Origin of the sequence: Bacillus sp. ISL-78, from assembly GCF_018613455.1 — a bacterium.
Classification (GTDB): domain Bacteria; phylum Bacillota; class Bacilli; order Bacillales; family DSM-1321; genus Peribacillus; species Peribacillus frigoritolerans.
Window position 1 is genome coordinate 20,547 of sequence record NZ_JAGGQC010000026.1, and the last position, 22,313, is coordinate 42,859.

Annotated in this window: 18 protein-coding genes and 1 other annotated feature; of the genes, 8 read left to right on the forward strand and 10 right to left on the reverse strand. The window is 42.9% G+C overall.

Annotation, left to right across the window (positions count from 1 at the left end):
• Positions 1-178: 178 nt before the first annotated feature.
• On the reverse strand, positions 179-1,873 hold the full coding sequence (gene ezrA / locus J7I96_RS20980; protein WP_214770970.1) for a septation ring formation regulator EzrA: 1,695 nt from the start codon (positions 1,871-1,873) through the stop codon (positions 179-181).
• Between the two features lie 167 nt (positions 1,874-2,040).
• On the opposite strand from ezrA, the gene hisJ reads away from it, so the two are divergent.
• Entirely contained in the window at positions 2,041-2,844 is an 804-nt protein-coding gene (hisJ, locus tag J7I96_RS20985; protein WP_214770967.1) for a histidinol-phosphatase HisJ, read from the forward strand.
• Between the two features lie 14 nt (positions 2,845-2,858).
• Here hisJ and refZ read toward each other — a convergent pair whose 3' ends face one another.
• Complete coding sequence (gene refZ, locus J7I96_RS20990; protein ID WP_048682281.1) at positions 2,859-3,503, reverse strand: forespore capture DNA-binding protein RefZ; 645 nt, start codon at positions 3,501-3,503, stop codon at positions 2,859-2,861.
• A 154-nt stretch (positions 3,504-3,657) separates the two neighbouring features.
• Between refZ and J7I96_RS20995 the strand changes: the two genes are divergently transcribed.
• Together J7I96_RS20995 and rpsD are read left to right on the forward strand one after the other, a co-directional pair.
• On the forward strand, positions 3,658-4,137 hold the full coding sequence (locus J7I96_RS20995) for a GAF domain-containing protein (RefSeq protein ID WP_214770964.1): 480 nt from the start codon (positions 3,658-3,660) through the stop codon (positions 4,135-4,137).
• A gap of 628 nt (positions 4,138-4,765) precedes the next feature.
• Positions 4,766-5,368: a 30S ribosomal protein S4 gene (rpsD, locus tag J7I96_RS21000; protein WP_034309220.1), complete on the forward strand. Its 603-nt coding sequence runs from the start codon at positions 4,766-4,768 to the stop codon at positions 5,366-5,368.
• A 95-nt stretch (positions 5,369-5,463) separates the two neighbouring features.
• Here the strand turns inward: rpsD and tyrS are convergent, their stop codons facing one another.
• Positions 5,464-6,720, reverse strand: a complete 1,257-nt coding sequence (gene tyrS / locus J7I96_RS21005) for a tyrosine--tRNA ligase (protein WP_214770961.1) — start codon at positions 6,718-6,720, stop codon at positions 5,464-5,466.
• Positions 6,721-6,786: 66 nt separating this feature from the next.
• Positions 6,787-7,003 (reverse strand) — a binding site (T-box leader).
• Between the two features lie 149 nt (positions 7,004-7,152).
• On the opposite strand from tyrS, the gene J7I96_RS21010 reads away from it, so the two are divergent.
• Positions 7,153-10,203 (forward strand): transglycosylase domain-containing protein, encoded by a 3,051-nt coding sequence (locus J7I96_RS21010; protein ID WP_214770959.1) that lies wholly within the window; start codon positions 7,153-7,155, stop codon positions 10,201-10,203.
• Between the two features lie 126 nt (positions 10,204-10,329).
• On the opposite strand, the gene acsA is transcribed toward J7I96_RS21010, so the two are convergent.
• The gene (gene acsA / locus J7I96_RS21015; RefSeq protein WP_214770958.1) at positions 10,330-12,048 is read right to left on the reverse strand and encodes an acetate--CoA ligase; all 1,719 of its coding nucleotides are present in this window, start codon (positions 12,046-12,048) and stop codon (positions 10,330-10,332) included.
• Positions 12,049-12,371: 323 nt separating this feature from the next.
• Here acsA and J7I96_RS21020 point away from each other — a divergent pair, with 323 nt between their 5' ends.
• Genes J7I96_RS21020 through J7I96_RS21030 form a run of 3 tightly spaced genes read left to right on the forward strand, consistent with a single transcriptional unit; the run spans position 12,372 to position 14,855 of the window.
• Positions 12,372-13,004, forward strand: a complete 633-nt coding sequence (locus J7I96_RS21020; protein ID WP_034309235.1) for a GNAT family N-acetyltransferase — start codon at positions 12,372-12,374, stop codon at positions 13,002-13,004.
• A gap of 26 nt (positions 13,005-13,030) precedes the next feature.
• Positions 13,031-13,681 carry an acetoin utilization AcuB family protein gene (locus J7I96_RS21025; protein WP_214770956.1) on the forward strand — a complete coding sequence of 217 codons (651 nt, stop codon included), beginning with the start codon at positions 13,031-13,033 and terminating at the stop codon, positions 13,679-13,681.
• Positions 13,674-14,855 carry an acetoin utilization protein AcuC gene (locus J7I96_RS21030; RefSeq protein ID WP_214770954.1) on the forward strand — a complete coding sequence of 394 codons (1,182 nt, stop codon included), beginning with the start codon at positions 13,674-13,676 and terminating at the stop codon, positions 14,853-14,855. Before J7I96_RS21025 ends, J7I96_RS21030 begins: the two co-directional genes overlap by 8 nt.
• Before the next feature lie 90 nt (positions 14,856-14,945).
• Here J7I96_RS21030 and ccpA read toward each other — a convergent pair whose 3' ends face one another.
• From ccpA to J7I96_RS21055, 5 genes are all read right to left on the reverse strand, one after another.
• Positions 14,946-15,950, reverse strand: coding sequence for a catabolite control protein A (gene ccpA, locus J7I96_RS21035; protein WP_048682265.1), 1,005 nt, complete (start codon positions 15,948-15,950; stop codon positions 14,946-14,948).
• A gap of 381 nt (positions 15,951-16,331) precedes the next feature.
• Positions 16,332-17,408, reverse strand: a complete 1,077-nt coding sequence (locus J7I96_RS21040; protein ID WP_214924411.1) for a bifunctional 3-deoxy-7-phosphoheptulonate synthase/chorismate mutase — start codon at positions 17,406-17,408, stop codon at positions 16,332-16,334.
• A 533-nt stretch (positions 17,409-17,941) separates the two neighbouring features.
• The gene (ytxJ, locus tag J7I96_RS21045) at positions 17,942-18,268 is read right to left on the reverse strand and encodes a bacillithiol system redox-active protein YtxJ (RefSeq protein ID WP_214924413.1); all 327 of its coding nucleotides are present in this window, start codon (positions 18,266-18,268) and stop codon (positions 17,942-17,944) included.
• A gap of 128 nt (positions 18,269-18,396) precedes the next feature.
• On the reverse strand, positions 18,397-18,969 hold the full coding sequence (locus J7I96_RS21050) for a YtxH domain-containing protein (protein WP_053535945.1): 573 nt from the start codon (positions 18,967-18,969) through the stop codon (positions 18,397-18,399).
• A 46-nt stretch (positions 18,970-19,015) separates the two neighbouring features.
• Positions 19,016-19,525, reverse strand: coding sequence for a DUF948 domain-containing protein (locus tag J7I96_RS21055; RefSeq protein WP_214770952.1), 510 nt, complete (start codon positions 19,523-19,525; stop codon positions 19,016-19,018).
• Between the two features lie 229 nt (positions 19,526-19,754).
• Here J7I96_RS21055 and J7I96_RS21060 point away from each other — a divergent pair, with 229 nt between their 5' ends.
• Positions 19,755-20,867 (forward strand): aminopeptidase, encoded by a 1,113-nt coding sequence (locus J7I96_RS21060; RefSeq protein WP_214770950.1) that lies wholly within the window; start codon positions 19,755-19,757, stop codon positions 20,865-20,867.
• Between the two features lie 46 nt (positions 20,868-20,913).
• Here J7I96_RS21060 and murC read toward each other — a convergent pair whose 3' ends face one another.
• Positions 20,914-22,218 carry a UDP-N-acetylmuramate--L-alanine ligase gene (gene murC / locus J7I96_RS21065; RefSeq protein WP_034309255.1) on the reverse strand — a complete coding sequence of 435 codons (1,305 nt, stop codon included), beginning with the start codon at positions 22,216-22,218 and terminating at the stop codon, positions 20,914-20,916.
• Positions 22,219-22,313 lie beyond the last annotated feature (95 nt).

Sequence of the window (22,313 nt, forward strand, 5' to 3'; positions counted from 1 at the left end):
TTCTAAATATAAGTTTCAATGTTGCTGTTGCAACTTCTAATATTAACATAATTGAATTTGAAAGAGAATGTAAAACACTGGTCCAAGAATGATAGGATACCTGCTTCTTTAAATTCTCGGGAATGATTTAACTTCCCACCTAATCCATAAAAAGAAAAAAACCCGCCATGGCGGGTTTTCAGGAAAGGACTTCTTCTATGTTCGTCCCGATTTTTCGTAAACTGCCTGGGTCGACCTTTTCTATGGCAGTGGCTGCCGTTTCCAATGCGGCTTGATATTCATAGCTTCGGAATTTCGCTTCGGCTTCCCTTAGGCTCTCGGCTACCATATCGTGACTGCTTCGATAACGATTTCCGAATTGGATCACCTTTTCGGCCAAATACATATGCTCGATCAATTCCTGGGCTTTTTCGTGTACCTTATTCACCTGCTGAACCGCTTTTTCCAAATAAATATAAACAGCGGCCATGTCAAGCGGCTTTTCTTCAAGTTTGCCCTGAACGTCATCCATGCTTTCTTTGGCATCAGATAGCACCACTTTATACTCTTCTGGAAGACCTGGAATATTGCTTTTTGAAATTAAACGTCCAGTATCGACCATTTTGCGCTTCAATTCGGCCAGTGAATCCCTTGCATCCATTTCATCTTTCCGTAAAGCCTGTAATTTAACGGTAAAGTCTTTCTGATTTTCCTGTAATTCCTTCAACTGTGCTGCAAGCCCCTGCATCTCTTCGCTGATAAGCGAGCTTGCCATCACATTATCCTCCATTTTCAAGACGAGCAATTGATGGCGTTTTGAAATCTGGGCAATCTGCTTTTCCATTTTCCGTTGGGCATCGAGCTCATTTTCCGTCAGATGATACGTGTGTTGAACATGTATGGTTTCAACTTTAAGTTTATCGTTTTCATATTCAAGGTCACTAATCGTTTTCCTGAGAACTTCATCATTTTTCAAGATATACTGTTTTGAAAGCACTTCTTTTTCCAAAAGGTCATAGAGAACCTCGATGCTTTCGCGCATTTCTTTAATGCCTTTTTCCACTGCTTCCGTTTCGGCATTTTCCAATTGTGTTTTATATAGATCCAGTTCTTCCTCAAGCCTTGATATTTCCTGCTCGAATTGGATATGGCTCAGCAGGTACCCCTGTCCTGACATCTCCTCATAACCATCCTTCAATTCATTAAGCTGGGAATGCAGCTCGGATTGGCTATCAACCAATAATTTTGGGAGCATTTCCATTTTAACTGACAGAACCGCCAATTTGTCCTTAATGGTGAGAACAAGCTCCCTCGCATTCAAATAATTGCCGTTCACGGTCTCTTCTTCATATTTCTGAAGGATCTGCAGCACTTCATCCAAGGAGCTTTCCAGCTTATCAGCCGCTTTCCCATAATTATGCCTGTGTGCAAGCAGGGATTTCTTCAATTGACGGTAGGATTCTTTGATATCCTCAATTTCCAATCGATTCTTTTCCTCACTGCCTACGAGTTCATTCAGTTCGTATAGGATCTTTTTGATCATTTCCTCTATTTCATTCAGCTTGACTGTAATTTTGCGCTGTATCTCTTTTGATCGGCTGAAACGGTATTTATCGACGAATTCCTCGGCATCGAATAAAAGCTCTTCGACTTCGGGCATATGATCCGTAATGATGGCGTCCCATTCAATGCGCCAGTTTTCGAACATTTCCTCTGTTTCACCTGTCATGTTCAATTGTTTGACTTTAGAAAGCTCTTCCAGCACGGGGCGGTGCGTGATGCTTATTTTCCAGGATTCCAGTCGATCGATTTCTTTAAAATATCTCTTTTTGAAAAAATAACCCCAAATGATGAAAATCAAAATTAATACAATTACCCCAATTATGTAATCCATGGTAAGCCCCCTGTTCTAGTCCTTACAGTCTTGCTATTTATATATGAAATGTAAAAATGTTAAATTTAATGCTTTTATGATACCATGTTAGCAATAATTTTTGACGAGAAAAATGATTTTTTTGTAGAAAATTGCTACAAATACCTGTTTTTTGGGAGGGAAGGACCATGAAAGCTGACGGTCATGTGCACACTCCGTTTTGCCCTCACGGCTCTACGGATAAATTCGATGAATATATTACGCGGGGAATCGAGCTAGGATTAAAGGAAATCACATTTACGGAACATGCTCCATTGCCACGAAATTTTCAAGATCCTACGCCTGAAAAAGACAGCGGCATGGACGCTGCCCTGCTCCTGGATTACTTTCAAGAGCTCCGCGTACTGAAAGAACGCCATAAAGACAAAATCCTGATCAAAACAGGTCTGGAGGTTGACTTTATAGAGGGGCATGAAAAAGAAACAAAAGAATTCCTCGACGAAATCGGAGAATTCCTTGATGATAGTATACTTTCCGTTCACTTCATCAAACATCAAAACAACTGGCATTGCATCGATTTCAGCGAAAATGGGTTCGGTGAGATTGCCAATGAACTAGGTTCAGTGGATTCGGTTTATGCCAAATATTACGATACACTGGAAAAATCAATAGAAACTGATTTAGGCATTTATAAACCAAAACGGATCGGGCACATTACGCTTGTCCATAAATTCCAGCATCGATATCCGCCGGCATCAAGTTTTGACGGGCGGGTTTACAAGGTTCTCGAAATGATCAAGGATCAAAGGTATGAACTGGATTATAATGGGGCTGGGCATGTAAAGCCGCTATGCGGTGAACCCTACCCTCCTGAACGATTTGCAAAGCGTGCAATAGATCTCGGCATTCCGCTCATTTACGGTTCCGATGCCCATCAGGCTAAAGATTTGGGTCAGGGCCATCAGGCACTGATTGCAGGGTATAATGGGTAACTCATGTTTACACTTCAGCCCCGGCCAGCTAACAGCGGCTGCAGGTCTTCGGCAATGAAAAGGGTATCTTGCAGGAATCGTCCGACTTCATTGGCATAAATATTCGTGTAATACGCTTCCTGCGGGAATACATGAAGCACATCCATCGCATAATGGGTATGCAGGACAGGGGCCGTCAATAATCCCTTCAACTGCAGCATATACATTGGAACGGAGACCTGCTGGAAACTCCTGCTCTTGATTCCTTGTTCCAATATATATTGAAAATAAGACTTTTCCTTTGTAAAATAAGTCGAATGAATTTCCCGGTTTAAATTGGAATCGAGTGAAGATTCACCATATATGAACCGTGCAGCAAGGAAGTTTTCCCTCTGGAAGGCGAGGATATCCTTTACAAGGTTCATCAAGCATTGCTGTGGGCCTTTAAGTTCCAGCAACGTCATGTTCGTCTCAAGGACCAGGATATATTCTTCTAAATAGGAAGTGAAACAGAATTCCAGCAACCCCTGCTTATTCTTGAAATAGTAGGCAATATTGGCAGCGTTCACTTTCGCTTTATTCGCAATATCCCGTATGGATGTAGCATGATAACCTTTTAAATGAAATAAATGCAATGCAGCATCCACAATGGCTTGTTTCGTTGGCGTCTGGCGATTCATTCAGGCAATCCCTCGCTTTCTTTGAGACAAGTCTTATGGACTACTTCTTCACGAAAGAGCCTGAATCCTTTAGTAAGTTCTCGACAATTTCCCAACAATGGAGCATCATGATTAGAAAGTGCTGTAAAAATATGAGGAAGACAGGTGAACGCTTTTGTTTAATGTCGAAATGTATCAAGGAAAAAAAGAAAAAAACTATGAACTGGTCCAAAAACAACTACTTGCCTTAATCGAAGATGAAACGAACCGGATAGCCAATTTAAGCAATGCGGCAGCTTTACTTAATCAGTTTCTCGATGAGATTAACTGGGTTGGCTTTTATTTATATGAAGAAGACCAATTAATACTAGGACCCTTCCAGGGGCTTCCGGCCTGTGTGCGCATTCCAATGGGCAAGGGCGTATGCGGGACTTCAGCGGCAACCGAAAAAACCCTGCGCGTTGAGGATGTCCACCAATTCCCTGGACATATCGCCTGCGATGCGGCATCAAGATCTGAAATTGTCATCCCGCTGATGAAGGATGGCAAATTGCTTGGTGTCCTCGATATCGACAGCCCGATAACGGACCGTTTTGACGAAATGGATCAGCAAGGACTGGAGAAGTTCGCTGAAATCCTTTCCAATCATCTATAAAAGTTAAAGGGAGCGGCAGCCCATGCCTGCTCCCTTTTCCATTACAGGACCCCAGGTACATGTACCCGTTCCTTCCACAGGATTGAACCTCACCCATGGCATAGGCAACCAAGGAATGTCTCATACCATCCATGACTTTTGGATTCATTACCTCATAACGCTTTCAATGGAAAAAACCTCTCTATTTTGTATTTTTTAAATAGACTCTTATCGTAAAGATTGTTGTTTTTAAACCGAAACGATTTAAGGTTGATTGGAGCGGAAGTGCGAGACTCCTGCGGGAGCATCTGGAGAGGAAATCAACCACACCGCAATAATTGGTAAATAGCAGTATGCGAAAACAACCTTTAAATATATTGTATTTTCCTGCTGTCATTCTCTTATCCATTCCTTAATTATCACAACTGTCCTTGACTCATTGAGCAGAATATTATACAATACTCTTTGTGTAAAATATTGCAGCCTATGTGATAGCCTTTATGTTCTCATTTTGTTCCTCAATCCAGAGGTGTATCTCGTAACCCTCAGCTGCTAGGGCGAAGGTACATGAAAACAAAATGGTCATGATCGTACATTCACACGGTTTTTATTTTACCAAAATAAAAACATTTAAAGGAGGAGTCATCCTATGGCTCGTTATACTGGCCCAAGCTGGAAACTATCCCGTCGTTTAGGAATTTCCCTAACAGGTACTGGTAAAGAATTAGAAAAACGCCCTTATGCTCCAGGACAACATGGTCCTAACCAACGTAGAAAAATTTCTGAATACGGAATGCAACTACAAGAGAAACAAAAACTTCGTCACATGTACGGAATCACTGAGCGTCAATTCCGCACAATGTTCGACCGCGCTGGCAAACTTAAAGGTGTACATGGTGAAAACTTCATGATTCTTCTTGAATCACGTCTTGACAACCTAGTTTACCGTCTTGGTTTAGCTCGTACACGTCGTCAAGCACGTCAACTTGTTAACCACGGTCACATCACTGTAGACGGAAGCCGCGTAGACATTCCATCTTACAAAGTGTCTCTTGGACAAACAATCTCAGTTCGTGAAAAATCACGCAACTTCTCAATCATCAAAGAATCAGTTGAAGCAACTAACTTCGTTCCTGATTTCCTTACTTTCGATGCTGAGAAATTAGAAGGTACTTTCACTCGTTTACCAGAACGTTCTGAATTGCCTGCTGAAATTAACGAAGCTCTTATCGTTGAGTTCTACTCTCGTTAATAACTTCAAAAACCCCATCCTTGGATGGGGTTTTTTTAAATTTAAACATCTTTGCAGAACAAAGCCCGGCTGGGATTCAGCCGGGCCTTGGACAATCATTTCACTAATGTGTATTTCTTCTTGCCGCGACGAACGAGGATGAACTCCCCTTCAATCTTGGCTGCTTCCGTCACTACATATTGCAGATCGGTCACTTTCTCCCCATTTATGGAGATTGCCCCGTTCTGAATATCTTCACGGGCTTGGCGCTTTGATGGCGAAATTTTCGCTTCAACGATTAAATCGACCAAACCGATGTCTTCCTTGCTTTCACGTTCGAAGCTAGGGACATCTTTAAAGCCCAATTTGATTTCCGCTGCACTTAAATTCTTCACCTCACCGCTGAATAGGGCGGCAGAGATTTTGATTGCTTGGTCAAGAGCTTCCTGACCATGAATCAAACGGGTCATTTCTTCCCCTAATGCTTTTTGCGCTTTACGCAAATGCGGTTCGTTTTGTACGGATCGCTCTAACTCTTCAATCACCTCACGAGATAGGAATGTGAAGAATTTCAGGTATTTCACGACATCTGCATCTGCTGTATTGATCCAGAATTGGTAAAATTCATACGGAGTCGTTTTTTCAGGGTCAAGCCAAATCGCTCCGCCTTCCGTTTTACCGAATTTCGTTCCATCCGCTTTCGTTACGAGCGGGATCGTCATACCGAATGCTTTGGCATTCTCATCATTGGATTTCCTGATCATTTCAAGGCCGGTCGTAATGTTGCCCCATTGATCACTGCCGCCAATTTGCAATTTACAGTCGTAATTGCTGTATAAATGACCGAAATCAATTCCTTGTAAAATCGTGTACGCAAATTCAGTGAAGGAAATTCCCGTATCCAAGCGGGAAGCAACCGTATCTTTTGCCAGCATGTAGTTTATGCCGATGTATTTCCCGTAATCACGCAGGAACGTAACCATATCAATTTTGCCTATCCAGTCATAGTTATTGACCATGACCGCACCATTTTCACCGTCGAAATCAAAGATGTGGGATAGCTGCCCTTTTATGCAGTCTGCATTATAAAGCACTTTTTCCAGCGTTTGCAGCTGACGTTCCTCTTTTTTACCGCTTGGATCACCGATGAGTCCTGTCGCACCGCCTACCAGCACAAGGGGGCGATGACCGTGCTGCTGGAAACGGCGCAATGTCAAGAATGGCAATAGATGACCGATATGCATGCTATCCGCAGTTGGATCGACACCACAGTATAAAGAAATTTTCTCTTTTTCCAAAAGGTTCTTTAAACCTTCTTCATCCGTTTGTTGATAAATAATTCCTCTCCACTCGAGGTCTTTAAGCAATTCCATTAAATATTCCTCCTCCATCATAGAAAAAAACCGCAAAAAGCACACAAAAACGCCCCTTCATGAATATGAAGGGACGAATGAATTCGCGGTACCACCCAACTTGAGGACATAATATGCCCTCCGCTCAAGACGAATAACGGTCGTCAGCCGTTTCCTGCTACTAATCATTTCACAGCAAATGCTCCAGGAAGTAATTCATCATACCATTTGTACCGATTTCCACTAACCACCGGCTCTCTGAAACAGGGATAGTCTGACTACTGGGTCCTATCATCGCGATCATTTAATCATTTTATTGTTGTTAATAAACTTTTATCATACATAAGAATCCTTGTCAACATCACCCTTACAGATTATAGAAAAATAAGAAAGATGCCCTTTCCCCTGCATGTTATATGCTATAATATATGTGATTTCAGGGGGTATGATACGATGAATAATAATCAAAAAGATAGATTTCAAACAGTCTGGAAGCAGCTGACCCGTTTTTTCCAAAGTGAAAAAACACATAAGAACGCGCGGGTTACATACCAAGTCATTTGGAATTTAACACTGATCCTCATTATTGTCGGGATCCTAGGATTCTCATTCGCCGGCGGCGTCGGAGCCGGCTATTTCGCTGCCCTCGTCAATGATGAGCCAGTACGCTCAAAAGAAGATTTGAAAAAAGACATTTACAATTATGAAGAGACCTCTGAAGTATACTTTGCAGATGAAGTATACTTGGGCAAGCTCAAGAGTGACCTTGAGCGTGAGGAAGTGTCCATCGATAAAGTTTCCGAGCATCTTAAAAATGCAGTCATCGCTACAGAAGATGAGTATTTTTATGAGCATGACGGGGTTGTCCCGAAAGCCATCCTGCGTGCGATTTACCAGGAATTTTCGAATGCAACCGTCCAATCGGGAGGAAGTACATTAACACAGCAGCTCATTAAAAACCAGATCCTGACCAACGAAGTATCATTTGACCGGAAGGCAAAAGAAATCCTTCTTGCGCTCCGGGTCGAAAAGTTCTTTGAAAAAGAAGAGATTTTGGAAACGTACTTAAACGTCTCCACTTTGGGACGAAACTCTTCAGGCCGTAACATCGCCGGGGTCGAGTCCGCTGCTGAAGGTATTTTTGGCGTGGAGGCCAAAGATCTGACACTGCCCCAATCAGCCTTTATCGCTGGATTGCCGCAAAGCCCTTTCGGATATACACCATATACCCAGAAAGGAAAACTGAAGGAAAATCAAGAGCCCGGCATCAACCGGATGAAAACCGTTTTAAAACGGATGTATAGTAACGGATACATAACAAAAGCAGAATATGATAAAGCAAACGCATACGACATTACGAAAGACTTTATCGGTAAAACGGAGATGCCTTCGGAGAAATATCCATGGCTCACCAATGAAATCGAAAAACGCTCCATCGAAATCCTCTCTGTCAGTCTGGCAAAAGAAGACGGATATGAAGAGAAAGATTTAAAGAATGCTGACTTAAAAGCTCAATATCTAGCACTTGCCGACCGTAAGCTGCGGCAAAATGGCTATAAGGTATATACGACCGTCAACAAAAAGATTTATGACAAGATGCAGGAAGTAACGAAAAACTATCCGAATTTCGGGTACGATAAACTGGCGCAAGTCCCCGACCCGGATACGAAGGAAATGAAGACCGTGAGCCAGCCCGTGGAGGCCGGAGCGATTCTTATCGAGAATAAAACAGGGAAAATCATCAGTTTCGTAGGCGGCCGTGATTTCAAACGGTCACAGACGAACCATGCAACCGGATCACTGCGATCGAACGGATCAACGATGAAGCCTTTGCTCGTATATGGCCCAGGCATCGAGCTAGGCAAAATCTCACCTGGCAGCGTATCGGCCAACGTGCCGATCTCCATTCCAACAGGCGGCAAACCGTGGAGTCCAGGAAACTATGGCGGCGGCAGCTATACAGGAGTATCGACTGCCCGCGAGGCTTTAAAAAATTCCTACAACATCCCGGCAGCGCTCTTTTACAAGAAAATAATCAACCTGAGCCCCGCTTCCTATTTGGAGAAAATGGGATTCTCCACCGTGACGAAAGAGGATTACTCCCATCTTTCCATGTCATTAGGTGCCATGAAGGAAGGTGTGACCGTTGAAGAAAACGTCAATGCATTTGGCACATTTGCCAATTCAGGGGAATTCATCGATGCTTATATGATCGATAAAATCGTATCGAAGGATGGCAAGGTCATCTATGAACATAAAGTGAAACCAGTGGATGTTTTCTCTCCGCAAGCCGCTTACTTGACGCTTGATATGATGCGTGATGTCGTAAACAGCGGGACGGCCGCTTCGGTCAGGAACCGCCTTGCCTTCTCAAGCGATTGGGCAGGTAAGACCGGTACTTCACAAAACTATTGGGACGCTTGGTTCGTCGCTACGAATCCCAATGTATCATTCGGTACATGGCTGGGTTATGACACACCTAAATCCTTGCAAGGGACTTATAATGGTCTTGAATATAATAAACGTAATATGTATTATTGGGCAGATTTGATCAATGCCGCATACAAGGTCGACCCTAAACTCATCGACCCCGATAAGCGCTTTGAAATGCCTGGCGGAATTGTCAGCCGTTCTTTCTGTGGCGTTTCAGGACTGCTGCCTTCAAGTTCGTGTCAAAAGGCAGGACTTGTCAAATCGGATTTATTCATCGCCAAATATGCTCCATCAAGGGCGGATGATAGTTTCATAGATGGACAATATGTATCAGTCGGCAGCAAACGCTACGCAGCGCTTCCGCAAACGCCTGGCGAATTCACAAGCGGCGGGTTCATGCTGAATCCAGATTCATTTGCAGATATCGGATTGAGATATGTCGTTGACCCGGGATCCGTGATTCCCGGAGCCGAAAAATCCGGAAATGTCGTCGGGGCGACAGCGAAATTGAATGATAATGGCAAAGCACCTGATCCCCTATCCATAACGATCAGCAACGATAAGATTACATGGGGCTTGCATCATGAAGGAGATGTCGTCGGTTATCGTGTCTATAAAGACGGCAAAAAAGTGGCGAGCATCAATGCTGGGGGGAATCTTGTTTACAAAGTCGGCTCTGGCGGATCTTATTACGTAACGGCCGTCGACATTGTCGGTAAAGAATCAGCCCCTTCCCAACATGTTGAAAGCGGCGCTAAAAAGACAAGTTTCAAAGAAGATTCCACGAAAAATAAAGATGATCGCGGAAAAGATAAAATAGTTAACGAAGTTAAAAAAACAGACTCAAAAGAAGAGAACGGTCCAGATAAAAACACAGATACAGATAAACAACCGGAAAAAGATATACAACCAGAAAAAGAAACGGAAACGGATAAAGAAAAAGATCCAGTTCAAGACAAAGATCAAAACGAAGAGAATACAGATAAAGAAATTCAAGAGACCGACAAAGATCAAGGCACGATCAATGATCAAGAGCAAGAAACGGATAAACCGGAAGAAGAGGAAGAATGACACTCTTGAACTAAAACAGGCTGTCGGGATTGCCCGACAGCCTGTTTCCTAATTTCCCAAAAAGGCATCCATGAAAGTGACTATGGATGCCTTTTTCAGTTTCAATAATCCGTATGACTCAGTTTCTCAATCCTCCATCGATGATAAATCACCGGTTGGCAAATCAAGTTCCCAAGCTTTCAAGACACGGCGCATGATTTTACCGCTTCGTGTTTTAGGAAGTTTATCCCTGAATTCAATTTCACGAGGTGCTGCATGTGCCGCTAAACCATGCTTCACAAAGGTACGAATATCCTCAATCAACTCATCGTTCGCATCGTATCCGTCACGAAGGGCGATAAACGCTTTGATAATTTCCCCCCGGACCGGATCCGGCTTACCGATGACCCCCGCTTCAGCTACAGCTGGATGCTCGACCAACTTGCTTTCCACTTCGAAAGGCCCGACCCTCTCCCCTGCCGTCATGATGACATCATCAACACGGCCTTGGAACCAGAAATAACCATCTTCATCCATGTATGCGGAATCTCCGGAAACATACCAATCACCTGGCATAAAGTAAGATTCATATTTCGCATCATTCTTCCAGACGGTCTTCATCATCGAAGGCCAGCCTTTCTTGATTGCAAGGTTCCCCATTCTATGGGGCGGGAGCTCGTTGCCTTGATCATCCACTATTGCCGCTTTCACGCCAGGAATCGGTTTACCCATCGAGCCCGGTTTGATTTCCAGGCAAGGATAATTGCAGATGACCTGAGCCCCAGTTTCCGTCATCCACCATGTATCATGGATCCGGTGATTGAATACCTTCATTCCCCAGCGCACCACTTCCGGGTTCAACGGTTCACCGACACTTAAAATATGGCGGAGACTGCTTAAATCGAACCGCTTAACGATCTCGTCACCCGCACCCATCAGCATCCTGAAGGCAGTCGGTGCACTATACCATACCGTGACACCAAAGTCCTCCAAGGTCTTGTACCAGGATTCAGGCTTGAAACGCCCGCCTACAATGACATTCGAGGTCCCTGTCAGCCAAGGTCCAAAAATCCCGTAAGACGTCCCTGTCACCCACCCAGGGTCCGCTGTGCACCAATACACATCCTCATCCTGCAAATCAAGGACCCATCTTGCGGTTTGATAATGCTGGATCATCGCATTATGAACATGAAGCACCCCTTTTGGTTTTCCTGTGGAACCGGAGGTATAGTGAAGAATCAGACCGTCATTCCGATCGACCCATTCAATCTCGAATTTTTTGTCGGCTTCTTTTAATTTCTTATTGAAGTGATGGTACTTTCCTTCTTCTTTTATATTTTCCCCCACCAAGAAAATATGCTTTAAATGGGGTAATTCATCCACTGGCACACGCGGCAAAAGTTCAGGTGTCGTCACAATCACACTTGCCTCACTATCTTCAAGACGATCCCTTATGGCGCCTTCCATGAAGGCTTCGAACAACGGCCCTACGACCGCTCCCGTTTTAATTGCACCCAACAATGCAAAATACAGCTCCGGGGAGCGAGGCATGAAAATGAAAACACGATCACCTTTTTCCACATTGGCAACGTTCTTGAATACATTGGCCGCCTGGTTCGTATAATCTTTCATTTCCTTGAATGTATACTTTTCATTTCTATTATCGTCTTTGTAATAAAGGGCCACTTTATTCTTTTTGTATGTTTCGACATGGCGGTCAATGGCTTCATACGCAAGATTCACTTTACCGGTTTCAGACCAGGAGAATTCCTTTTCCGTCTCGGACCAGTCAAACTTATTGTATTTTTCATCATAATTCTTTAAATTAAAATTACCTTCCACTACTGGTAACGCTTTCACATTCATACGACAAACTCCCCCTTCATTCGGCTCTATATTTTTATTATAGTATAAGAATCGAATTATCTCAATTTTTAAAATATTGCAAGCTTCCATAATAGGGAAATCCCTTTTTGGTGAATGTCGAAAGTTACTGGTATATGGTTATGGTCAAGGTGCATCCATATGATAGCCGGGAAAGAAGAAGCACTGTAACAAAAGCGCCTTGAACTTTCTGAATTATGCCCCTTGTTTTCATGTATAATTTATGTAAGCTTTCCATTCGGTTTAAAAGCGATGCTTCGGAATGCGAGAGTGTATGATTACTATATAACAAGGGTGGTGAAAGAATGGAATATAGTAAGACCTTTTACACTAAGGAACTGCAGACATTAAGCGGAACGCTCATCATCGAGGGACCGTTAAGCGGCGAAAAAATGTCCGCTTATGAGTTTCACGAAGACTTGGTCGCCTTTCGCCCCCCTGCATTGCAGCATAAAGCGTTAATAGAAATAGCAGACTTGCCTGAGGGCAGGATCTTCATCGCCCGTGAAAATGAAACGATCGTAGGCTATGTAACTTACTTATATCCCGATCCCTTGGAGCGCTGGTCGGAAATCAAGATGGAGGACCTGATTGAGCTTGGCGCAATCGAGGTCATCCCTAAATACCGGGGTGCCTCCGTCGGGAAGAACCTGATCCGCCTTTCAATGGAAGACGATTCGGTTGAGGACTTCATCATCATCACCACTGAATACTATTGGCATTGGGATTTGAAAGGGACAGGGCTGAATATTTGGGACTATCGCAAGGTCATGGAAAAAATGATGAGTGCGGGTGGCTTGGTCTACTTTGCAACAGATGATCCTGAAATCAGTTCCCACCCGGCCAACTGCCTGATGGCCCGAATTGGCAAAAGAGTCCCACCTGAATCCATCCAGAAGTTCGACCAATTGCGTTTTATGAATCGGTTTATGTATTAAAGAGGAGAGGAAGAGGAGGAAGGAAAATGATTGTTGAAACAATAATGAATGAGGATGTCATCACCCTCACTCCAACGGATACCATCCATAGCGCTGTCTTGATCATCAGGGAGAAACGAATTCGCCATATACCGATTGTCGATGACAGCTTTCAACTTGTGGGATTAGTCAGCGACCGTGATATTCGGGATGCTGCCCCTTCTATTTTCCGTACCGAAGAATACAAAAATGATTTACAAAAACCATTATCAAGCATCATGAAAACGGAAATAATCACGGGGCACCCGCTTGATTTCGTGGAAGAAATCGGGGCTGTTTTTTGTGATAACAATATCAGCTGCCTTCCAATCGTAAAGGGCAGGAAGTTAGTGGGCATCATTACCGGTTCTGATTTACTTCATTCATACGTTGAGTTGACAGGAGTCAATCAGCCCGGTTCCCAAATCGAAATCAGAATCCCGGATAAGGCAGGTTCCCTTCATGATATTGCCCATATTTTCAAAAGGCGCAATACGAATATCCTGAGCACCCTTGTTTATCCTGAAAAAAATGGAACTGATTATAAAATTCTTGTAATTCGTGTACAGACGATGAATCCATTTATGGTGGTGGAGGATTTGAAGAAAGAAGGCTATACCGTTTTATGGCCTAATCTACCGGGGATTTCACATGAATGATACATCCCTTTTCGTCTATTCGGATGAACTCCTTACCTACAAATTCAACGATGATCATCCATTCAATCAAAAACGGCTTAAACTCACGCTTGATTTATTAAAAAAACACCATGCCATCAATGATGATCAAATTATCAAGCCCAGAATGGCTACGGATGCAGAATTGGAACTGATCCATGATCACCATTATGTAAACGCTGTCAGATTAGCGGGCCACGGAAAGCTCCCCCCTGAAAAGGCAGTAAATTATGGACTGGGAACAGAGGATACCCCTATCTTCCCCAATATGCACGAAGCAAGCGCCTTGCTTGTAGGCGGTACCTTGACGGCTGTGGATGCCGTCATGACCGGTCAATCCCTGCACGCACTTAATCTTGGCGGTGGCCTGCATCACGGTTTCCGCGGGAAAGCCTCGGGCTTTTGCATTTATAATGATAGTTCGGTCGCGATTAAATACCTGCAAAAGAAATATGGGGCGCGTGTCTTGTATGTCGATACCGATGCACATCATGGTGACGGAGTCCAATGGTCATTTTATGATGACCCTGATGTATGCACCCTATCCATTCATGAAACGGGACGCTACTTATTTCCCGGCACCGGCACGATTAACGAGCGGGGCCAAGGAAAAGGCTACGGCTATTCATTCAACATCCCGGTCGATGCGTTCACTGAAGATGAATCCTGGCTCGAATGCTATAGGGCTTCCTTTAAAGAGGTCATTGAATACTTCAAACCGGATGTCATATTAACGCAAAACGGAGCCGATTCCCATTATTACGATCCGCTTACCCATTTATCTGCGACCATGAAGATTTTTAGGGAAATACCAAAGTTGGCCCATGAAATGGCCCATAAGTATTGCGATGGACGGTGGATTGCAGTAGGAGGCGGCGGATATGATATATGGCGCGTCGTCCCGAGGGCATGGGCGAGGGTCTGGCTTGAAATGACGGATAATGATATTTCAGGTCCCCTATCAAAGGAATGGCTCGATTTCTGGCAGCCTGAGTCCCCTGTTCCCCTACCGACTGAATGGGATGACATGGAAGATATATACGAACCTATTCCGAGAAAGCCTGAAATTACCGAGAAGAATGCCCTGACGCTTGAAAAGGCCCTTTATCCCATCAGGTCTTCCAAGCAAACATCGAAAAGCAATGGACAAAGTTAACCAAAAGATCGTTGAAAAACGATCTTTTTTGTTCGGTCAAACATTTGAGAGACAAAAAGAGAGTGCCCTCGGGACACTCTCCAAACCAGTTTATTTCGTTGATTGACGGTTTTCAATCCGATGCGGGAGGATCACTTTTTCAAGACCTTCCTCCACTTGTTCTTTATTCATCAACTTTGTAAGAAGCCTCATCGCAACCGCACCAATATCATATAAAGGTTGAACGATCGTCGTGATTTGCGGACGCACCATCAATGTCAATCTCGTATTATCGAAGCTGATCACTTCAAAGTCTTCCGGCACATTATACCCTTTATCCTGTGCGGCATGGACAATACCAAGCGCCATTTCATCAGCACCGGCGATGAATGCCGTCGGCCTGTCTTCAACTTCCAGGTACTTTTCAAAAGATTCAATTCCTGAATCATATGTATAATCACCTTCAACAATATACCTTTCATCAAATGAAAGACCAGCTTCTTTCAATCCTCGTTTATATCCAGTCAGTTTCATTTCATTAATCAGCGCGGAAGGGTTTCCGCTTACAAACGCGATATGCTTGTGGCCTTTATTAGCAAAGAAGGTCACTGCGTCAAATGCCGCCGCTTCATAATCAATATTAACAGATGGAACTTGCCCGCTTTCATCCACCGAACCTGCCAGAACGATCGGAACCGGTGAATTCGTAAACTCTTTGACATGCTCATCAGAAATGTTGCCGCCCATGAATACGATGCCATCCACTTGTTTTCCAAGCATCGTATTCAGCAAATGGAATTCCTTATCTATATTCTCATCTGAACTGCTTAGAATGATATTGTATTTATACATGGTGGCTATATCTTCTATGCCCCGTGCCAATTCGGCAAAAAAGATGCTCGAGATATCCGGGATGATGACCCCGACAGTAGTCGTTTTCTTTGAGGCAAGTCCCCTTGCCACTGCATTCGGACGGTACCCTAACTTTTCAATCACATCGGAAACTTTCTTCCTTGTTGCAGGCTTTACATTTGGATTCCCGTTAACTACGCGGGAAACGGTGGCCATGGATACATTCGCCTCACGTGCCACATCATAAATGGTTATATTATTCATTCATCCATTCCTCCATTTCTTTCATTTTCCCCATAAAAGACCCGAATTATTTCGGAAAAAAATCTTTTATGCGTTTTTCTCTATAAGGAAGATTATTTTAGGAACGATCTGCCTAACAAAAAGGCAGTCCTACTCTCTTCTCAGTCAAATATTCAATACCCTATTCAAGTATAAAATTCACATAGATAACACTTTATGTATGACTCAATCTTCCGAACAGTTCTCATTCTTGTTATTTATCATACGATAGTCGAATCTTTCCTGCAATCCAATAGTGCTTATTTCGAAGGTTTTTCTGCAAAAACTAGTATTTTACCATTAAAAAAAGCCCTTGCCAAGTTGGTAAGGGCCGTAAGTAGATCAATTAAAGACATTCTTAGCTTAAACAGTTACCCAGTTCAAACGTTTAATTTCATCGTAGAATTCATCAAATTGTTTGAAGTCCATTTGCTGTGCAGAATCCGATAGAGCAACGGAAGGATCCGGATGCACTTCAGCCATAACACCGTCAGCACCGATTGCAAGTGCCGCTTTAGCCGTAGGCAGCAATAGATCGCGACGTCCAGTTGAATGCGTCACATCAACCATGACCGGTAAATGTGTTTCTTGTTTTAAGATCGGTACAGCAGAGATATCAAGTGTATTTCTAGTTGCTTTTTCGTAAGTGCGGATACCACGTTCACAAAGGATGATGTTGCCATTGCCCTGCGACATGATGTATTCCGCTGCATGAATGAACTCTTCAATCGTTGCAGCCAGTCCGCGTTTTAACAGAACTGGTTTATTTACTGCACCTGCCGCTTTTAGCAAGTCGAAGTTCTGCATGTTGCGCGCCCCGATTTGGATGACATCGATATGATCGGTCGCCGCTTCAATATCATTGGCACTCACGATTTCACTGATGACAGCCAAGCCGTATTCATCAGCAACGCGTTTAAGTATTTGTAAACCTTCCAAACCAAGCCCTTGGAAGTCATATGGAGATGTACGTGGCTTAAATGCACCGCCGCGCATCAATTTCAAGCCTTTAGCTTTAATGACTTCCGCCACCGCAGCTGTCTGTTCATAAGATTCAACGGCACATGGTCCGAAAACGAAGCTAGGGATCCCGTTACCTACCAATTCACCCTTGATGTCGATGATCGTGTCTTCAGCTTTTTGTTTTCTTGATACAAGAAGCGTTTTCTTCTGATCATCCTTTTGCAGCTCCAAGCCCAATTTAAAGATTTCTTTGAAAATATGTTTAATCGAACCAAGATCAAGCGGTCCTTGGTTATTGGCTTCGATAAGATCCAGCATTGTTCTTTCACGGACCGGATCGTAACGGTTTACACCTTGTTTTTCTTTAACGCGACCAATTTCCTGTACAAGTTCAGCACGTTGATTAATAAGATGTAATAACTGAAGGTTCACATCATCCAGTTGATTACGAAGTCCATCAAGCTCTTTGTTGCTCATTACAAATCCATCCCTTCGTTTTTTAAAATAGAAATCGGTTCAGCGGACTCAAACAAAAAACCCTTCCGGACCCTTGAGCATCCACCCCGATTGTTTTATCAATGAAAAATTTAGAATATTTCATGTATGATTAAAATCAATTATAAATGAAGTGTCCAAAAATGTCACTATATTTTTCTTTAATAATTAAACGCTTTTAAGCATTAAAGTTATAAATGCATACATCCAGGTGCCTCTCATGCCAGAAAAACAATTTAGACTGAATATTGAAACAGATCCGTTGTAGGAATTATATTGGAAATAGAACAGGAAAGCTATCATTTAATTGATCATTTTTCTTAAAAGCATGGGACAAAGCTTAAATCTTCTGCCACTCTGGACCCATCCAGAATTGAGTAAAGAAACTTTGCCTAGCGAAATGAACAGGAAGGGCCTCCCTAGATAAGGTTTCCCCAGGATTAACATCCTTAGGCCCGCCAATCAATGGAATAATAAAAGGCCGGAACCCTTACCAAAGGGATCCGGCCTTCCATTCATTCTGTAACGGCCTTGCTCAATGAATCATATGTAATCCGCCAATGAGATTCATTCCAGACAGGTTTTCCATTTTTAAAAAGGATGGCCTGAGGTGATTGATGTTTGACCTCAAAGGTTTCTGCCACATAATTGGATAGTGGACGAGCTTCCTGGACGGCCAAATAGGCCGTTTTAAGTTGTTCGTTCTCTAAGATGTACCTCTCGTATTGTTCAAATGCTTCAGCGCTGACAGGGCATGTTACGCTATGCTTGAAAAGCAGGAATGTATCCTCTTTTAGCAGCTCATTGAATTGTTCTTCTGTTTCGATTTTGCTCATGACCATATAGCAGTCTCCTTTCCTTGTCATATAAATTTTACCATCAAAAAGGCGATGAAGCCATCGAAGCACTTCACCGCCTTATTCTTCGTCCCTTAATGACTCTTCATTCCCATTAAAGGAAGCCAGGGAGTTTAATTCTTTAGTTTACTCTCCGTTTCATCAAATGCCTTTTTCGCTTCATCAAGTTTTAATTTTGCCGCATTCTTGTTTCCGCTTGTGGGATCTGCAGGATTATTTTCCGAATCATTGCTGTTAGCGAAGTTCGTTTCGACGGATACGATAGGAGCATCGGTAGTTCCGGTTACATCAATATCCTTATTGCTTGAATTCGTTGTATCATCAGCAGCGTCGCCGTTTTCTTTTCCTGTTTTCAGGCTCTTCACTTTGTTGACGATATTCGAAGATTTATTGGAAACGATTTCCGTGACGGAGCTTGTTTTTTCTTTTGCGGTATCAGCAAGGACTGTACCTTTTTCCATCGCCGTTTGTCTTAATCTTTCTGTTTTCTCGGAAATGTTTCTAGCTTGCTCATTGAAGTCATTCCTTAATTCCTTGCCTGTTTTCGGAGCCATGAACAAAGCTGTAGCCGCTCCGATCATCCCGCCGATCAAGGCGCCAATCATAAAGTCCTTAGAATTGATCGAGTCGCGTTCGTCCTCATATGATTTCTGATAGTCCTTTGTCGGAAATTCTTTTTGAGTCATAATACATTCCCCTTTCAATTTTCAGTTCATTTTTATTTAATAGATTTTATGATCTAGAACGTAAAAACCTTTTTTTAGGTAAGTTATCTGTTTCCAGCGCTTCCCTTTCTATCTCTGCCCTTTCAGTCGGGGTCGGGGCTGCCTGTTTGCTTCTGGACTTCCATTTGTCCCTGATCTCCATGGCTACATTGCTCCATTGTACAATTTGTGAGATTCTTTCTTGATTATTATCAATCTCAGCCTGCACTTTATGGGAAACCTTTTGGATGGAAGAATTAAAGCTGGAGATGGATGTACCTACATCCTTCACCGCATCCACCACCGTGTTCAGGTTTTCTGACTTTTGCTGCAAATCTTCAGCCAACGTATTCGTTTTATGTAATAACTGAGTAGTTTCGAGCGTTATGCCCTGCATTTGGCCCTCTAGTCCTGTCAGCGTCCGGGCCACACTGTCCAGGGTAGTTTGAAGTGATGTCAGTACCTTCGTTAGAAAAATAACGAGTACCAAAAAAGCTATCGCTGCAACAGCAGCACTTACGTATAAAATAATCTCCATTGGAACACCTCCGAAAAAAATCGACTTATTTAATAGCTGTTAGATATTAATTACCCCTTCCCTATTATTATAAACGTATTTATTTTTTCAATATACCCTATCAAACCCTAATCTGGAAATATTGTTGTCTGCATCCAGTTCCTCCTTGAAATTCATGGGTGACACTTATGGCAGGAAATCGGGTATGATAGAAAAGATAAGTCGAATTTAAACAATGGAGGTATTTTTTATGAAAGATCCCAGAATTGGTACATTGGCCAAAAACTTAATCAATTATTCCGTGAAGCTTCAAAAAGGTGAAAAAATCTTGATCGAAAACTTTGGTTTGCAGCGTGAACTTGTTAACGCACTTGTGAATGAAGCCTATGCAGCAGGTGGTTACCCATTCGTCCTGTTAAAGGATCATCAAGTGGATCGGGCCTTGCTGATGGGTGCCAAAGAAGAACAGTACAAGATGATGGGTGAGTTTGAAGCAAACGTAATGAAGCAGATGGATGCTTATATCGGGCTTCGTGCCGGGGATAATATCAATGAACAATCCGATGTCCCTTCAGAGAAGATGGCGATTCATGGACAGACAGTCGGTAAAGTACATAGAAATATCCGCGTGCCAAAAACAAAATGGGTCGTACTTCGCTACCCGACAAATTCCATGGCCCAATTAGCCAAGATGAGCACAGAAGCATTCGAAGACTTTTATTTCGAAGTCTGCAACCTCGACTATGGCAAAATGAGCTCAGCAATGGACAACCTTGTCGAATTGATGGATAAGACGGATAAGGTCCGCTTAACTGGGCCCGGTACGGATCTAACCTTCTCCATCAAAGACATTAAAGCCATCAAATGTGCGGGTGAGCTGAACATTCCTGACGGTGAAGTATATACGGCTCCAGTTAAAGATTCCATCAATGGAGTGATTTCGTATAATACTCCTTCCCCATATCAGGGTTTTACTTTTGAAAACGTGAAGTTGACATTCAAGGATGGAAAAATCGTTGAAGCGGTTGCGAATGATACGGAACGCATCAACAAAATTTTTGATACTGATGAAGGCGCACGATATGTTGGTGAATTTGCAATTGGTGTAAATCCTTATATTCTACATCCGATGCAAGATATCCTCTTTGATGAAAAAATTGATGGAAGTTTTCATTTCACTCCAGGACAATGCTATGATGATGCCTTTAACGGAAACCATTCAGACATTCACTGGGACCTGGTCAATATCCAGCGGCCTGAATATGGGGGCGGGGAAATCTATTTTGATGACGTCTTGATACGTAAGGACGGACGCTTCGTTTTACCGGAACTGGAAAATTTAAATCCGGAAAATTTAAAATAACCCAATAAAAAAACGACCGATCCGCTACTAACGGATGGTCGTTTTCTTATTTTACCTGCAGTGAATGCTCATAGGCTGCTTGGAACTTTTGAATGTCCCCCGCACCCATGAATAACACGACACTGTTATCATGGTTTTGCAATATAGATGTTGTGTTCTCCGTAATCAGCTCGGCACCTGGAATCTTATCTTGAAGGTCTTCAATCGATAACTTTCCTTGATGTTCACGAGCAGATCCAAAAATTTCACATAAGTATACTTTGTCGGCCAAATTCAAGCTGTCGGCGAATTCATCCAGGAATGCCTGCGTTCTCGAGAAAGTATGCGGCTGGAATACAGCAACAACTTCACGCTCTGGATATTTCTGACGCGCCGAGTCCACAGTTGCAGAGATTTCGGTCGGATGGTGTGCATAATCATCAATGATGATCTGACTTCCGATTTCCTTTTCGGAGAAGCGGCGTTTAACTCCGCCAAAAGTCCGCAATTGGGCTTTCACAGCTTCCGTATCCAAGTTTTCATATTTACAAAGTGCAATGACACCAAGTGCATTCAACACATTATGCTTTCCAAAAGTAGGAATAGTGAATGTATCATAGTAATTATTCCTTACATGCACATCAAAAGTCGTGCCATCCGGAGTGACGGAAACATTTTTCGCTTGAAAATCATTTCCTTCTGCAAATCCGTAAAAAATAACCGGTACTTTCGCCTGAATATGTGGTAAATGCTCATCATCCCCGCACGCAATGATGCCTTTGTTGACTTGAAGGGCCATCGTTTGGAAAGCCTCGAACACGTCTTCGACATTAGCGTAATAATCAGGATGATCAAAATCGATATTCGTCATGATTGCATAATCCGGATAATAGGAAAGGAAATGACGGCGATATTCACATGCTTCGAATACGAAGTAATCAGAATTCACGATTCCTTTACCCGTTCCATCCCCAATCAAGAAGGATGTCGGTTTAGCGCCCCCCATTACATGGGCAAGTAAGCCGGTCGTCGATGTTTTACCATGCGCTCCCGTAACCGCCACGCTGATGAAGTTTTTCATGAAATCACCTAGGAAACGGTGATAACGGATAATCGGCAAATCAAGTTCTTTTGCCTTCAAGATTTCCGGATGGCTATCCGGAAACGCATTTCCTGCAATGATGGTCATTCCAGGTTGAATATTTTCCTCGTTGAAAGGAAGGATTTTAATCCCGGCTTTTTCTAATGCCAATTGTGTAAAAAATTCTTTTTCGTAATCGGAACCCTGCACTTCAATATTCATATCATGCAGTATTTGTGCAAGAGCACTCATACCCGACCCTTTAATTCCCACAAAATGGTAAGCAGTCATAAAGCGAACCTCCACCAATCGTCTACCTGTATGACAGTATATGACGTCATCTTTTATTTGTTTTTCCATTACGAGACTTGTTAGTAACGCAATTT